Source organism: Faecalibacterium sp. An121 (assembly GCF_002160915.1).
Lineage (GTDB): Bacteria > Bacillota > Clostridia > Oscillospirales > Ruminococcaceae > Faecalibacterium > Faecalibacterium avium.
In genome coordinates this window covers 1-12,877 of sequence record NZ_NFLM01000004.1, presented here as the reverse complement: position 1 = coordinate 12,877, position 12,877 = coordinate 1, and the positions used below count along the sequence as shown (strand labels likewise).

Here is a 12,877-nt window from a genome sequence, read left to right as displayed (position 1 = left end):
TTTCCCTCCCTTTATACCTGCATCTGCTGGGCGGCCTGATCCCGCTTGTAGCGGCGCCCCTCCGCCGCGTTGGAGAGGAGGATCACCGCCAGGATGGCCGCAAACATGATGGTGGACAGAGCATAGATCTCGGGGCTGACCTTGCGGCGGGTCATCGAGTAGATGGCGATGGGGAGCGTCTCCACCGTGCCGCAGTTGAAGTAGGAGATCATGAAATCGTCGATGGAGTAGGTCAGGCAGATCAGGAAGGAGGAGACGATGGCGGGACTGATCTCGGGCAGGATCACCTTGAAGAAAGCCTGCCGGGGGTCGCAGCCCAGGTCCAGAGCCGCCTCATAAAGGTGGATGTCCAGCTGGCGCAGCTTGGGGCTGACATTGAAGATGACATAGGGCACGTTGAACGCCACATGGGCGATCAGCAAAGTGGGCATTCCCATGATGGTGTCGGGCAGCCAGGGCACATCCGCCGCAAACCGCTGGTAGGCCACAAACAGCAGCATCAGGGAGATGCCGGTGATGATCTCGGGGTTGACCACCGGGATATAGGTGATGTTGGTGATCACCAGGCGGGAGGTGCGCTTCATGCCGGCGATGCCCAGAGAAGCTGCCGTCCCCAGCACCGTAGCCACCACCGAGGACACCAGGGCCACTTCCACCGACACCGCCAGCGCCCGCAGGATGGAGGAATTGTGCAGCAGGCTCTGATACCACTTGAGGGTGAAGCCGGTGAACAGGGCGTAGCCCTTGCTCTCGTTGAAGCTGAACAGGATCATATAGGCGATGGGCAGATACATGAACCCGAAAAACAGGATGATATAGGTCCGCTGCATCAGGCGGAGATGCTTTGTTTTCATCAGGACACCCCCTCCATTTCGTCTTCGTCAAAGCTGGATGTAAAGCTCATGCACAGCAGCACGATGATCATCAGTACCAGACTCATGGCGGAGCCCACATTCAGATTGTAGCTGTTGCCCAGGAACTGCATCTCGATCAGGTCGCCGATCAGCAGGTTGGCGCCGCCGCCCAGCATCCGGCTGATCACAAAGGTGGACACCGCCGGCACGAACACCATGGTGATGCCGGTGCAGATGCCGGGCACGCTCATGGGGATCAGCACCCGGAACAGGGTCTTGGTGGTGTTGGCGCCCAGGTCCTGGGCGGCCTCGATGATGCTCTGGTCGATCTTGGTCATGCTGGTGTACAGAGGCAGGATCATATAGGGCACATAGTTGTACACCATGCCCAGCACCACCGCCCCGGCCGTGTTGAGCATATTGAACGGGCCCAGACCCACCAGTCCCAGCAGGGTGTTGATGGGGCCGTTGATGCTCAGCAGGCCCATCCAGGCATAGGTGCGCAGCAGAAAATTCATCCACATGGGCAGCATCACCAGCATCTGCATGATCCGCTGCTTGTTCACCCGCAGCCGGGACAAAAAGTACCCCACAGGGAAAGCGATCACCAGGCAGATGACGGTGGCGATCAGGGCCAACAGCAGACTGCGGGCAAAGACCGAACCGTAACCGCTGACCGAGGCCAGATTGGCCAGGGTGAACTGCCCTTCCCCGTCGGTCAGGGCATAGTAGCAGACGATCAGCAGCGGGATGACGGTAAACAGCACCATCCATGCCAGATACGGCGAGGCAAGACGCTTGTCATATACCTTCATCTTCTTACACCTCGCTGCGCGCCATGATGTGGATCTCGTTGGGGCCGATGCGCATCCCGATCCGCTCGCCGGGGGTGCAGGCCCGGGTGGAGTGGATCAGCCACTGGCGGCCGTCGCAGTCCACATGCATCTCGAAGTGGACCCCTTTGAAGATCACTTCCTCCACCACGCCGGTGAGCTGGCCCTCCACGGGAGAGACCACCTCGATGTCCTCGGGGCGCACCACCACCTGGACGCTCTGCTCGGGCTTGAAGCCCCGGTCCACGCAGGGGAACTGCGCCCCCGCAAACGACACCAGAAAGTCCCGGTGCATCACGCCGTCGATGATGTTGGAGTCGCCGATGAAATCCGCCACAAAAGCGTTCCTGGGCTCGTTGTAGATCTCCTCGGGGGTACCCACCTGCTGGATGACGCCGCCGTTCATGACGACGACGGTATCCGACATGGTCAGAGCTTCTTCCTGGTCGTGGGTGACATAGATGAAGGTGATGTTCATCTCGCGCTGCAGCCGCTTGAGCTCCAGCTGCATTTCTTTCCGCAGCTTCAGGTCCAGAGCGCCCAGAGGCTCGTCCAGCAGGAGGATCTCGGGTTCATTGACCAGGCTGCGGGCAATGGCCACCCGCTGCTGCTGGCCGCCCGACATCTGGGAGATGCTGCGCCGCTCAAAGCCCTTGAGGCCCACCACTTCCAGCATATCCCGCACCTTGGTGCGGATGGTCTCCTCGTCCAGGTGTTTCAGCCGCAGGCCGAAAGCCACGTTTTCAAACACGTTCAGGTGGGGGAACAGGGCGTATTTCTGGAACACCGTGTTCACCGGCCGCTTGTAGGGCGGCACCCCGGTGATATCTTTGCCATGGAGACTGACCGTACCGGCGTTGGGCTCCAGAAATCCGGCGATCAGGCGCAGGGTGGTGGTTTTGCCGCAGCCGGACGAGCCCAGCAGCGTGACGAATTCCTTGTCGTGGATGTCCAGATTCAGGCCGTTCAAAATGCGCTGGCCGTCAAAATCCACCACGATGTCCCGGAGGGATACGATTACAGAGTTGTCCATTTTCCAGATGAGTCCTCCCCTTGCTTTCTCATTTGCGCCTGCCGGCGGCAGGGCGCCGCCAGCACACAAGGGGGCTATCCGCCTGCCGGCAGGACCACCCCCAATGGGTCTATCTTAAACAATCCCACGGAAAATGTCAATTCACAAACCAAAGTTTCTGTTCCCGTCGAATCAAAAAGCGCAAAAAAGCCGGGCGCACAGCGTCTGTGCGTCCAGCTTTTGCAGAAATATGCCTTATCTTTTACATCAGCTCTTCCGCCGGGCAGAAAGCAGAGAGGGCATCCGCATCCACCCGATAGGCCGAGCTGTCCCCTTCCACGGTCAGGTAACAGCCGTCGGTGCCGGCGGCATAGGTCAGGGTGCGGCTTCCCGTATCATCGGTGACGGTCACGGTGACCGACGGTTCCCCCAGTCCCAGGGCCGCCGCATCCGCGCCGGTGACCTGTCCGGCCGCATACCCGCCCAGAACCGACAGAAGCTGCTGTACGGCCTCCTGGTCCAGAGGGGTATCGGGCTGCTGCTCCAGACGCCACTGAGTGGAGTAGGCGCCGTCCTCCCCTTCCACCGACAGGGCCTTGAGGCTGACGGTGAAGCGGTCTGCCCCATCGGCACAGGTATAGACGATCGCCTCCAGGCTGCTGGCCGTGATACCCGCCGGCTGGAAGGGAGCGAACAGCCCCTCCTTGTCATAGGCAAAGCACTCCGCCTTGGCCGGGTCGGCGGTGTAAAGAGCGCTGTCCCCTTCCCTTTGCAGATAGATGTCCCCGGTGACCGGGTTGGTGGTCCCAAAAGTATAGGTCTCGGTACGGCCCGCCGCGGTGACCGACACGGTCAGGGAGGGCTCATCCAGCCCGTAATCCTCCCCGGGCTGGGGCTCCAGGCGGCGCTTGGCCGACAGACCCGTCATGGCGGCGGCCATGGTGTTGCATTTGGTCTGATCCAGGTGGTAGTCCGGGTCCTCCGCCAGGGTCCACCGGCTTCCGTCGTAGTCCAGGGTCAGGGTCTCACCTTGCCAGGTATAGGCGATTTGGGTCAGCTCCGCCTGGGCGAACGCCGCCAGGGGGATATCCCCTGCGGCGGCTTCACTGGACGCGGCTTCGGCATGGCGGTTCGCCGCAGTCACTGCAGCCAGCGCGGCGGCGGACAGCAGGATCAGTGCCGCCAGCACCAGCAGGGTGCGCTGTTTGGCCTTCATGGCGGTACCCCCTTATCTGCGCCGGCGGCGGATGGTGACCACCGCACCGGCGATCAGCAGCCCCGCCGGGATCACCAGCAGGAAGGTCAGGCCCAGAGGGGCCACCACCCCCGCCGGGATGGTCAGCAGGTCCGCCTCCAGGGCTTTGGAATCGATGAGGATATCGCTGGACTGCCCTGTGAGGGAAGCCGCGCACCCCACCAGGAAGTCGCAGTTGCCCGGGACGCTGAGGTAATTGGCCTCGTTGTCCATGTTGGAGGACCCGATCCAGATCACCTCTGCGCCGGTGTCCTCGGCCTGCGCATAGACCGCCAGGTCAAAGGGGCCGTCCAGATCCCCCTCCTCTCTCTCGGTGGTGGTCATCTCATAGCCCGCAGCTTTGCTGTACGCAGAGCCGGAGGTGGTCAGCAGGGGTTCTGCCGTCACTCCGTCGGTGGGGGTGATCCGGATGCCCTGGGCCATTTGGACCAGCACCGGCACGCTGGACGTGATGCCGTCCAGGGCCGTGCTGACAGAGGGCTGGGCGTAGTCGGGCAGCAGATAGTAACTGTACCCATAGAGGCTGTGATCGGGGTCGCCCTCCACCACCAGGCCGTCCACCCGGGCCAGCCCAAGGCCGGCCATTACCCCGTCCAGATTGGGAGTGTCATAATAGGCATCGGTCATCAGCAGCAGCTTGCCGCCCCCCGCCAGATATTCCTGCAGGAGGGCCGTCTCATCCACCACCCCGTCCGCCCCCGCAAAGTCGCTGGCCGGGCAGTTGACGATCAGCAGGGCGCAGTCCTCGGGGATGCCGCTGGACAGCAGGCTGAGGGGAGCCGTCTCGATGTTCTGGGCCTCCAGCGCCTGGGTCAGGGTGTCCGAAAGGGCCGCTTCGCCGTGGTTGGTGGTGTAATAGGCCCGGCTGGCCTGGCCGCTGGTCAGGCGGTAGATGGCCGATGTGATCTGGCCCTCGCCGTCAAAACGAACATCGTAGGCGCCCGTCTCATAATAGCTGGCATAGTCATAGACATACAGCCCGGCGGCATCCAGCACGGTGCTGGCATCGCCCGTATCCAGGATCAGGCTGCCGGAGGCTGCATTCTCAGCCCCATACCGGGACGCAAAGGTGGGATAGACGGCGGGGTCGATCTGCTCCCAGCGGATGTGGGGACCCGCCGCGGCGTACTGGTCCAGCAGACGGGTGATGATCCGGTCCTCCGCCCCCGTCTCACAGAGATAGTAGATGGTCAGGTCTTCCTCCAGGCTGCCGGCCACCTGACGGGAGGTGTCGCCGAGGGTATACAGTCCTCCGGCAGAGAGGTCGAACTGGGTGTAGCGGGCAGGGATGGCCCCCACCAGCAGGTTGACCAGCACGGCCAGCACCACAGCCGCCGCAACGGTGGCGGCAGACAGCATCCCGCTGCGGAACACCCGGCCGCCGTCCGGGGCAGGATGCCTTTTGAATCGGATATGCAGCATACAAATCCACCCCTTTCAGACCCAGCGGCGCTTTTCCATCTGCTGCGCCGTAAAGAAGAGGAACAGCGCCGGCACGGTCAGATAATAGACCAGAGCAGGCACCGAGAAGCTGCCATTGACAAAGCTCTCAAAAGGCTCGAACAGGCACAGCGCCCCCAGCACCCGGCTGAACGCCTGGGTGAGCCAGGCGCTGCGGACCGTGAACAAAACGGCGATCCCCGCCGCCAGCAGAGCAAACAGCAGGCACCCCGCCGTCAGGCTGCGGCAGCGCAGACCCATCAGGAACCCCGCCGCTGCGGCCAGCGCCGTGAACACCAGCAGGGCCGCCCCGCTGCCCGCTGCGAACATACTGCGCAGGCTGGGCATCAGATAGGCCGACAGCAGGGCTCCAAAGCCCAGCAGGGCCGCAATGATCTGGTTCTCGGTCAGGCCCGAGAGGAATTCGCACACCGCGATGGCGGCGCATCCCAGCAGATAGTAGCACAGCAGGCTGGCCAGGTTGGAGGCCAAAGACGCCGTCGTGCACCCCAGGGCCCGCAGGGCCAGGATCATCACCGCGTCCACCCCGCAGGGCACCGCAAAGAGGGCACACATGGCCAGGTACTTGCCCACCACGATGCCCCACACCGGCACAGGGCTGGTCAGCAGCAGCTGGTCGGTGCGTGCCCGCCGCTCCTCGGCCAGGCTGCGCATGGCCAGCACCGGCACATACAGCAGCAGCACAAATACGGTACGGTAGAGGGTGTAATAGCCAAAGTCGGTCAGGCCGTAGCCCAGGTTGAGGGCAAAGAAATACAGCCCCGAAGCTGCCGCCAGAAAGGCGGTCAGCAGCCAGCCCATCATGCCGGTGAAGCTGGCCCGGAATTCCCGTTTGAAAATGGCGATCATTCCGCCCCCTCCTCTCCCGGCGCATCGGAGCCGGTCAGCTCCAGAAAGACCTGTTCCAGGCTGCGTCCGCCGGCGGTCAGTTCTTCCAATGTGCCGTCCGCTGCCAGCACCCCGTGGGACAAAATAAGCACACGGCTGCACACCGCCTGCACCTCGCTGAGGATGTGGCTGGACAGGATGACCGTGTGCTTGTGGCCCAGCTGCTGGATCAGGCGGCGGATGCCGGTGACCTGGGCCGGGTCCAGACCCACGGTGGGCTCATCCAGGATGATCACCTTCGGGTCGGACAGCAGCGCCTGGGCGATGCCCACCCGCTGGCGGTAGCCCTTGGACAGGCTGCGGATCAGGCGGGGCATCACATCTTCCACCCCGGTGCGGCGTGCGGCCGCCGCCACAGCCGCAGCCCGGCCGGCGCGGCGCACCCCCTTCAGCTCGGCGGCAAAACGCAGGTACTCGGCCACCGTCATGTCCGGGTAGAGGGGCGGCGTCTCGGGCAGATACCCCACGCAGGCCCGGGCCGCGGCAGCCTCCTCGGGCAGCGGGTGGCCTTCCACCGACACTGACCCGCTGGTAGGGGCGATGTAGCCGGTGAGGATGTTCATGACTGTGGACTTGCCCGCCCCATTGGGCCCCAGCAGCCCGCAGATCTGCCCGTCCTCCACCGTAAAAGAAAGGTCCTGCACCGCCGTCCGGCGGCCATAGACCTTGGTCAGATGCGAAACTTGGATCATGCGCACGCTCCTTTTCGAACAGTGTGGCAGGAAAAACCTGCCCACCAGCAAATATAGGCTGGAAATGTGTTCAAATCATGGCAAAGTGATGAAATCAAAAAAGGCCGCCTCCCCCATCGGGGAAGCGGCCCGTTGCTGCAAATTACTTGCGGCCAAAGCGGCGATTGAAACGATCGACACGTCCGCCGGTATCAACCAGCTTCTGCTTGCCAGTGTAGAAAGGATGGCACTTGGAGCAGACTTCCACGTGGATCTCGGGCTTGGTGGAGCGGGTGTGGATCACGTTGCCGCACGCGCAGGTGATGGTGCAGTCAACGTAATTGGGATGGATACCCTGTTTCATTTGCGATTCACCTCATTTCTGGTTCTGACGAATTGGGGCCATATTCCGATGTATGCGCCCATCACAACCTTCAATTTCGGCTACCCCCTCGAGCGGCCTTGGAAACGATTGCTGAACTATTATAGCACGAATCCGAAAAAAATCAAGGGCTTTTTTGCAGCGCGCCGCAGGCCGGGGTCCCCTTTTTTCCGGATTTGACACCGGCGCCCTTTGATGCTATACTACAAGCGCAAAAACCGAAGACCGTGGGGAGCTTATACATAGGCTGAGAGGAAGGTGTGGCCTTCGACCCGTAACCTGATTTGGATAATGCCAACGTAGGGAAAGAATGTTTTCTGTGCCGGAGATGTCCAGTTTGGGTGTCTCCGGCTTTTGCTTTTGCAGGAAGGGAGCGGATGCACAGAACGCACGGGCAGACCGTGCCGGGCAGGAGGGGAGCGCCTCAGGCCTTGTAGACAGCGATGGGAAGCCGTGTTCCGGCGTGAGAGGAAGCCAGCAAGCTTCGACCGGCTTTGGGGGACTGTGTTTGGTCCCATTTTCACGCATTATGGAGGGATTTGTCATGAAACATACCAACATCCAAAAGCTGACCATCGCCGGCATCCTCTGCGCCGTGGCCGTAGTGGGCAGCATGTTCTCGTTCCCGGTGCTGGGCAGCAAATGCGCCCCGGTACAGCACATGGTCAACATCCTGTGTGCGGTGCTGCTGGGCCCCGGCTACGGGGTGGCGGTGGCCTTTGCCGCCAGCCTGCTGCGCAACCTGCTGGGCCTGGGCAGCCTGATGGCTTTTCCGGGCAGTATGTTCGGAGCGCTGCTGTGCGGGCTGGCCTACTGGAAGCTCAAGGCCATCCTCCCCACCCTGGTCGCGGAGGTGTTCGGCACCTCGATCCTGGGCGGGCTGTGCGCCTGGCCGGTGGCCGTCTTTCTGATGGGGCAGAGCGCCGGGGAGATCGCCTTTTATGTCTACATCGTCCCCTTCCTGGTCTCCACCGCAGGGGGCGCGGTGCTGTCGGGCATCCTGCTCTGCGCACTCGCCCGGACCGGCGCCCTGGCGCAGGTGCAGCGCCGTCTGGACCTGCCGGCGAAAGGAGGCCGTCATGCTGCGGGAAACGCTTGACCGCCTGCGTGCGGCGGCGCCTCTGGTCCACTGCATCACCAACTATGTCACAGCCAACGACTGCGCCAACATCCTGCTGGCCTGCGGGGCCAGCCCCGTCATGGCGGAGGACCCCGGTGAGGTGGAGGAGGTCATCGCCCAGTGCGGCGCTCTGGTACTGAACACCGGCACTCTGCGTCAAAGCGTCCTGCCTGCCATGCTGGCCGCAGGGGCCAGAGCCAACGCCCTGGGCCTTCCCGTAGTGCTGGACCCGGTGGGGGCAGGCAGCTCCCGGCTGCGCACCGAAAGCGCCCGTACCCTGCTGGAGCAGCTGCAGCCGGCTGCCATCCGGGGCAACCTGTCCGAGATGCGCGCCCTGGCCGGCAGCGGCCGGGCCGCCCATGGGGTGGACGCCGCCCCTGCCGACCGGATCACCGCCGGGACGCTGGACCAGACGGTCGCCTTTGCCAAGTCCTTTGCCCGGCAGACCGGCGCGGTCATCGCCATCACCGGGGCCATTGACGTGGTGACCGACGGCGGACGGGCCTTCTGCATCCGCAACGGCTGCCCCGAAATGAGCCGGGTCACCGGTACCGGATGCCAGCTGTCCGCCATGATGGGGGCCTGTCTGGCCGCGGTCCCGCAGGAGCCCCTGGCCGGGGCCGTGACGGCTGTCTGTGCCATGGGGCTGTGCGGCCAGCTGGCCCGCCGCCGCATGACCCCGCTGGACGGCAACGCCAGCTACCGCAACTACATCATCGACGCGGTGTACAACCTCACCGGCGCGCAATTGGAAGAAGGTGCCGACTATGAAGTGCGATAAGGACACCCTGCTGCTCTACGCGGTGACCGACCGGGCCTGGACCGGCAGTCAGCCCCTGGCCCGGCAGGTGGAAGCCGCCCTGCAAAACGGGGCCACCTGCCTGCAGCTGCGGGAAAAGGCTCTCGACCCCGCCGCCTTTCGGGAGGAGGCCCGGCAGATGGCCGCCCTGTGCAGACGGTACGGCGTGCCCCTCATCATCAACGACAACGTGGAGGTGGCTCTGGCCTGCGGGGCAGCCGGAGTCCATCTGGGCCAGCAGGATATGCCCATCGCCCAGGCCCGCCGGATGGCCGGCCCGGACCTCATCCTGGGAGCCTCGGCCCACACGGTGCAGGAGGCTTTGGAAGCCCAGGCCGCCGGCGCCGACTACCTGGGGGTGGGAGCGGTGTTTTCCACCTCCACCAAGGCGGATGCCTCTCCCCTGCCCCTGACCACCCTCAGGGAGATCTGCGCCGCCGTCTCCATCCCGGTGGTGGCCATCGGCGGCATCACCGAAACCAATCTTTTGCAGCTGACCGGCTGCGGCGCCGCCGGGGTGGCGGTGGTATCGGCTATTTTCGGTGCCCCCGACCCGGGAGCCGCCACCGCACGGCTGGTACAGCTGGCCCGCCAAATGACCGGCCGCTGAGCCCCTGGCGGTGCGGCGGTCCCGGCCACGCTGAGATGAAAGGAGCTATCCCATGAAGAAAAAGACCGCATTGACCATTGCCGGCAGCGACTGCAGCGGCGGCGCCGGCATCCAGGCCGACCTGAAGACCATGACCATGAACGGCGTCTACGGCATGAGCGCCATCACAGCCCTGACGGCCCAGAACACCACCGGTGTGGCGGCCATCCAGGAGGCGGCCCCTGACTTTCTGGCACGGCAGTTGGACATGGTGTTCACCGACATCTTCCCCGATGCGGTCAAGGTGGGGATGGTCTCCTCCTCGGCCCTGATCCGGGTGATCGCGCAGAAGCTGCGCCAATACCAGGCCCGCAGCATCGTAGTGGACCCGGTGATGGTGGCCACCAGCGGCTCGGCCCTGCTGGAGAACGAGGCCGTGGCTGCGCTCAAATCCGAGCTGCTGCCCCTGGCCGCCCTGATCACGCCCAACATCCCCGAAGCACAGGTACTGACCGGGGCAGAGATCTGCACCCCCGCCCAGATGGAGCAGGCCGGCCGGCAGCTGTACGAGAGCTATGGCTGCGCCGTGCTGGTCAAGGGCGGGCACAGTGTCAACGACGCCAACGACCTGTTATGGACCGGGGACGGCCCCACATGGTTCTACGGCCAGCGCATCCGGAATCCCAACACCCACGGCACCGGCTGTACCCTGTCTTCGGCCATCGCCTCCAACCTGGCCAAGGGCTATCCCCTGCCCCAGGCCATCCAGCGGGCCAAAGAGTATCTGTCCGGAGCTCTGGCCGCCATGCTGGATCTGGGCCAGGGCCGCGGGCCCATGGATCATGCCTTTGACCTGCACAGCCCCTTTGGGGCGTGAGCAGGCCAGCCCAGCCGCACCCACACGAAAGGAGCTATCACCATGCGAACCTATGCGACCCAAATGGAAGCCGCCCGTCTGGGCATCGTCACCCCTGAGATGAAGGCGGTGGCTGCTCAGGAATACCGCACCGAAGAAGAGATCCGCCAGCTGGTGGCCCAAGGCCAGGTAGCCATCTGTGCCAACCGGCTGCACACCTGCCTCAAACCGGCGGGCGTGGGCTCGATGCTGCGCACCAAGATCAACGTCAACCTGGGGGTCTCCCGCGACTGCAAGGACTATGACGTGGAGATGAAAAAAGTGATGCTGGCCGTGGACATGGGGGCCGACGCCATCATGGACCTGTCCTCCCATGGAAACACCCAGCCCTTCCGCCAGAAACTGACCCGGGAGTGCCCGGCCATGATCGGCACCGTACCCATCTACGACAGCGTCATCCACTACCAGCGGGATCTTGCCACCCTGTCGGCCCAGGACTTCCTGGATGTGATCCGGCTGCACGCCCAGGACGGCGTGGATTTCGTCACCCTCCACTGCGGCATCACCCGCAAGACCATCCAGCAGATCAAGACCCACAAGCGCAAAATGAACATCGTCTCCCGGGGCGGGTCGCTGGTCTTTGCGTGGATGAGCATGACCGGCCAGGAAAACCCCTTTTATGAATATTTCGACCAGATCCTGGATATCTGCCGGGAGTACGATGTCACCATCTCGCTGGGAGACGCCTGCCGTCCCGGGTGCCTGGCCGACGGCAGCGATGTGTGCCAGATCGAAGAACTGGTCCGGCTGGGCGAACTGACCCGGCGGGCCTGGGCCAAGGACGTCCAGGTGATGGTAGAAGGCCCCGGCCATATGCCCATGGATCAGATCGAGGCCAACATGAAGATGCAGCAGACCCTCTGCATGGGCGCTCCCTTCTATGTGCTGGGCCCCATCGTCACCGACATTGCCCCCGGCTACGACCACATCACGGCGGCCATCGGCGGCGCCATGGCTGCGGCGGCAGGAGCTGCCTTCCTGTGCTATGTGACCCCGGCGGAACACCTGGCCCTGCCCAATCTGGAAGACGTCAAGCAGGGCATCATGTCCGCCCGCATCGCAGCCCATGCAGCCGATATCGCCAAAAAGGTGCCGCACGCCCGGGATGCCGATGACGCCATGGCCGATGCCCGCCGCACCTTCGACTGGGACAAGCAGTGGGAGTGCGCCATGGACCCCGAGACCGCCAAGCGCATCCGGGCCGACCGTTCCCCCGAATTTGAGGACAGCTGCTCCATGTGCGGCAAATTCTGCGCGGTGCGCAGCATGAACAAGGCCCTGAACGGAGAGTACATCGATATCCTCTGATCGGAAAAGAACCAAAATCATTTCAAGCAAAAGACCTCTGCCCGTCGAAAGGCAGAGGTCTTTGATTTGGACCGGACCGCGTACGGCACAGGCCAGCGATATAGAGAAAGAGCTTTTTATCGCTGTTTTATCAGCCTGTGCGGCGTTTTTTGTCCAGACGCATTTTGTCGGCGATCATGGCGATGAACTCGCTGTTGGTGGGCTTGCCGCGCAGGCTGTGGACGGTTTCCTTTTATAAAAGGAGGCAATAGATTCAGCAACCAGCTTCCATATTGATTGGTTTAGGATTGAATTACTTATAGTATTGATAGTATAGCATGAATCCGCAAAAAGTCAAGCAGATTCTTTAATTTGTTATAAAAAGTTTACACGCCAATATTTTAAATGTTAAGTTTTAATTTCTTGACAATTGCTTAATTTTCTTCAAAAAATTAAGGCACCACCTCTTGACTTTTCCTGAATGTGTTGTATACTATAAGTAAATGATATGCCTGTTCACATGAGCATACATGCAATCTGCAAAACGGGCATATCCAGAGCTGACAGAGATACATACCTTATTAGAAAGGGGCGGTTCAGATGGCATAGAGCATTGAGAGCAATTTTTTTAAGTTGAATGTTAGTTTTTCAGAACAAACAACTCTCCTCCCCCCCACCATTTGACTTCCGTTTAGTTCTGAGCCCCGCGAAGAACTAAACGCGAACCTTAGATTAAAACTTTAATTTCTGAGCGCAGCGAAGAAATTAAACGTTTTAATTAAGTTCTTCTTGGGTGGGCTGGGGGTGCGG

At 62.4% G+C, this 12,877-nt stretch carries 13 protein-coding genes, 1 pseudogene and 1 riboswitch; of the genes and pseudogenes, 5 read left to right on the top strand and 9 right to left on the bottom strand.

The window, feature by feature from the left end; translation table 11 throughout:
• Positions 1–11 precede the first annotated feature (11 nt).
• The 8 genes from B5E66_RS02940 to rpmE form a co-directional block, all read right to left on the bottom strand.
• Complete coding sequence (locus B5E66_RS02940; protein ID WP_087228488.1) at positions 12–854, bottom strand: ABC transporter permease; 843 nt, start codon at positions 852–854, stop codon at positions 12–14.
• The gene (locus B5E66_RS02935; RefSeq protein ID WP_087228487.1) at positions 854–1,669 is read right to left on the bottom strand and encodes an ABC transporter permease; all 816 of its coding nucleotides are present in this window, start codon (positions 1,667–1,669) and stop codon (positions 854–856) included. Before B5E66_RS02935 ends, B5E66_RS02940 begins: the two co-directional genes overlap by 1 nt.
• Before the next feature lie 4 nt (positions 1,670–1,673).
• Positions 1,674–2,720: an ABC transporter ATP-binding protein gene (locus B5E66_RS02930; RefSeq protein WP_087228486.1), complete on the bottom strand. Its 1,047-nt coding sequence runs from the start codon at positions 2,718–2,720 to the stop codon at positions 1,674–1,676.
• A gap of 241 nt (positions 2,721–2,961) precedes the next feature.
• The gene (locus tag B5E66_RS02925; protein ID WP_087228485.1) at positions 2,962–3,915 is read right to left on the bottom strand and encodes a DUF4340 domain-containing protein; all 954 of its coding nucleotides are present in this window, start codon (positions 3,913–3,915) and stop codon (positions 2,962–2,964) included.
• Positions 3,916–3,927: 12 nt separating this feature from the next.
• Entirely contained in the window at positions 3,928–5,376 is a 1,449-nt protein-coding gene (locus B5E66_RS02920; protein ID WP_206393027.1) for a Gldg family protein, read from the bottom strand.
• 15 nt (positions 5,377–5,391) lie between these two features.
• Positions 5,392–6,264 (bottom strand): ABC transporter permease, encoded by an 873-nt coding sequence (locus B5E66_RS02915; protein ID WP_087228484.1) that lies wholly within the window; start codon positions 6,262–6,264, stop codon positions 5,392–5,394.
• The gene (locus tag B5E66_RS02910) at positions 6,261–6,995 is read right to left on the bottom strand and encodes an ABC transporter ATP-binding protein (RefSeq protein ID WP_087228483.1); all 735 of its coding nucleotides are present in this window, start codon (positions 6,993–6,995) and stop codon (positions 6,261–6,263) included. The genes B5E66_RS02915 and B5E66_RS02910 overlap by 4 nt, the downstream gene beginning before the upstream one ends.
• Before the next feature lie 142 nt (positions 6,996–7,137).
• Positions 7,138–7,338, bottom strand: coding sequence for a 50S ribosomal protein L31 (gene rpmE / locus B5E66_RS02905; protein ID WP_087228482.1), 201 nt, complete (start codon positions 7,336–7,338; stop codon positions 7,138–7,140).
• A gap of 236 nt (positions 7,339–7,574) precedes the next feature.
• A riboswitch (TPP riboswitch) is annotated at positions 7,575–7,679 on the top strand.
• A 221-nt stretch (positions 7,680–7,900) separates the two neighbouring features.
• Here rpmE and thiW point away from each other — a divergent pair.
• The 5 genes from thiW to thiC are packed head-to-tail and all read left to right on the top strand — an operon-like array spanning position 7,901 to position 12,088.
• Positions 7,901–8,455 (top strand): energy coupling factor transporter S component ThiW, encoded by a 555-nt coding sequence (gene thiW, locus B5E66_RS02900; protein ID WP_087228481.1) that lies wholly within the window; start codon positions 7,901–7,903, stop codon positions 8,453–8,455.
• Positions 8,436–9,257 carry a hydroxyethylthiazole kinase gene (gene thiM, locus B5E66_RS02895; protein ID WP_087228480.1) on the top strand — a complete coding sequence of 274 codons (822 nt, stop codon included), beginning with the start codon at positions 8,436–8,438 and terminating at the stop codon, positions 9,255–9,257. The genes thiW and thiM overlap by 20 nt, the downstream gene beginning before the upstream one ends.
• Positions 9,244–9,885, top strand: coding sequence for a thiamine phosphate synthase (gene thiE, locus B5E66_RS02890; protein WP_087228479.1), 642 nt, complete (start codon positions 9,244–9,246; stop codon positions 9,883–9,885). The genes thiM and thiE overlap by 14 nt, the downstream gene beginning before the upstream one ends.
• Before the next feature lie 52 nt (positions 9,886–9,937).
• Complete coding sequence (thiD, locus tag B5E66_RS02885) at positions 9,938–10,741, top strand: bifunctional hydroxymethylpyrimidine kinase/phosphomethylpyrimidine kinase (RefSeq protein ID WP_087228478.1); 804 nt, start codon at positions 9,938–9,940, stop codon at positions 10,739–10,741.
• 42 nt (positions 10,742–10,783) lie between these two features.
• Positions 10,784–12,088, top strand: a complete 1,305-nt coding sequence (gene thiC, locus B5E66_RS02880; RefSeq protein WP_087228477.1) for a phosphomethylpyrimidine synthase ThiC — start codon at positions 10,784–10,786, stop codon at positions 12,086–12,088.
• Positions 12,089–12,218: 130 nt separating this feature from the next.
• Here thiC and B5E66_RS13310 read toward each other — a convergent pair.
• Positions 12,219–12,314: pseudogene (locus B5E66_RS13310) on the bottom strand (sporulation transcription factor Spo0A); the annotation flags it as partial.
• Positions 12,315–12,877 lie beyond the last annotated feature (563 nt).

Bases quoted from the DNA above. Each gene is read 5' to 3' on its own strand.
- B5E66_RS02940 (WP_087228488.1), bottom strand. From the start codon at position 854: ATGAAAACAAAGCATCTCCGCCTGATGCAGCGGACCTATATCATCCTG.
- B5E66_RS02935 (WP_087228487.1), bottom strand. From the start codon at position 1,669: ATGAAGGTATATGACAAGCGTCTTGCCTCGCCGTATCTGGCATGGATG.
- B5E66_RS02930 (WP_087228486.1), bottom strand. From the start codon at position 2,720: ATGGACAACTCTGTAATCGTATCCCTCCGGGACATCGTGGTGGATTTT.
- B5E66_RS02925 (WP_087228485.1), bottom strand. From the start codon at position 3,915: ATGAAGGCCAAACAGCGCACCCTGCTGGTGCTGGCGGCACTGATCCTG.
- B5E66_RS02920 (WP_206393027.1), bottom strand. From the start codon at position 5,376: ATGCTGCATATCCGATTCAAAAGGCATCCTGCCCCGGACGGCGGCCGG.
- B5E66_RS02915 (WP_087228484.1), bottom strand. From the start codon at position 6,264: ATGATCGCCATTTTCAAACGGGAATTCCGGGCCAGCTTCACCGGCATG.
- B5E66_RS02910 (WP_087228483.1), bottom strand. From the start codon at position 6,995: ATGATCCAAGTTTCGCATCTGACCAAGGTCTATGGCCGCCGGACGGCG.
- rpmE (WP_087228482.1), bottom strand. From the start codon at position 7,338: ATGAAACAGGGTATCCATCCCAATTACGTTGACTGCACCATCACCTGC.
- thiW (WP_087228481.1), top strand. From the start codon at position 7,901: ATGAAACATACCAACATCCAAAAGCTGACCATCGCCGGCATCCTCTGC.
- thiM (WP_087228480.1), top strand. From the start codon at position 8,436: ATGCTGCGGGAAACGCTTGACCGCCTGCGTGCGGCGGCGCCTCTGGTC.
- thiE (WP_087228479.1), top strand. From the start codon at position 9,244: ATGAAGTGCGATAAGGACACCCTGCTGCTCTACGCGGTGACCGACCGG.
- thiD (WP_087228478.1), top strand. From the start codon at position 9,938: ATGAAGAAAAAGACCGCATTGACCATTGCCGGCAGCGACTGCAGCGGC.
- thiC (WP_087228477.1), top strand. From the start codon at position 10,784: ATGCGAACCTATGCGACCCAAATGGAAGCCGCCCGTCTGGGCATCGTC.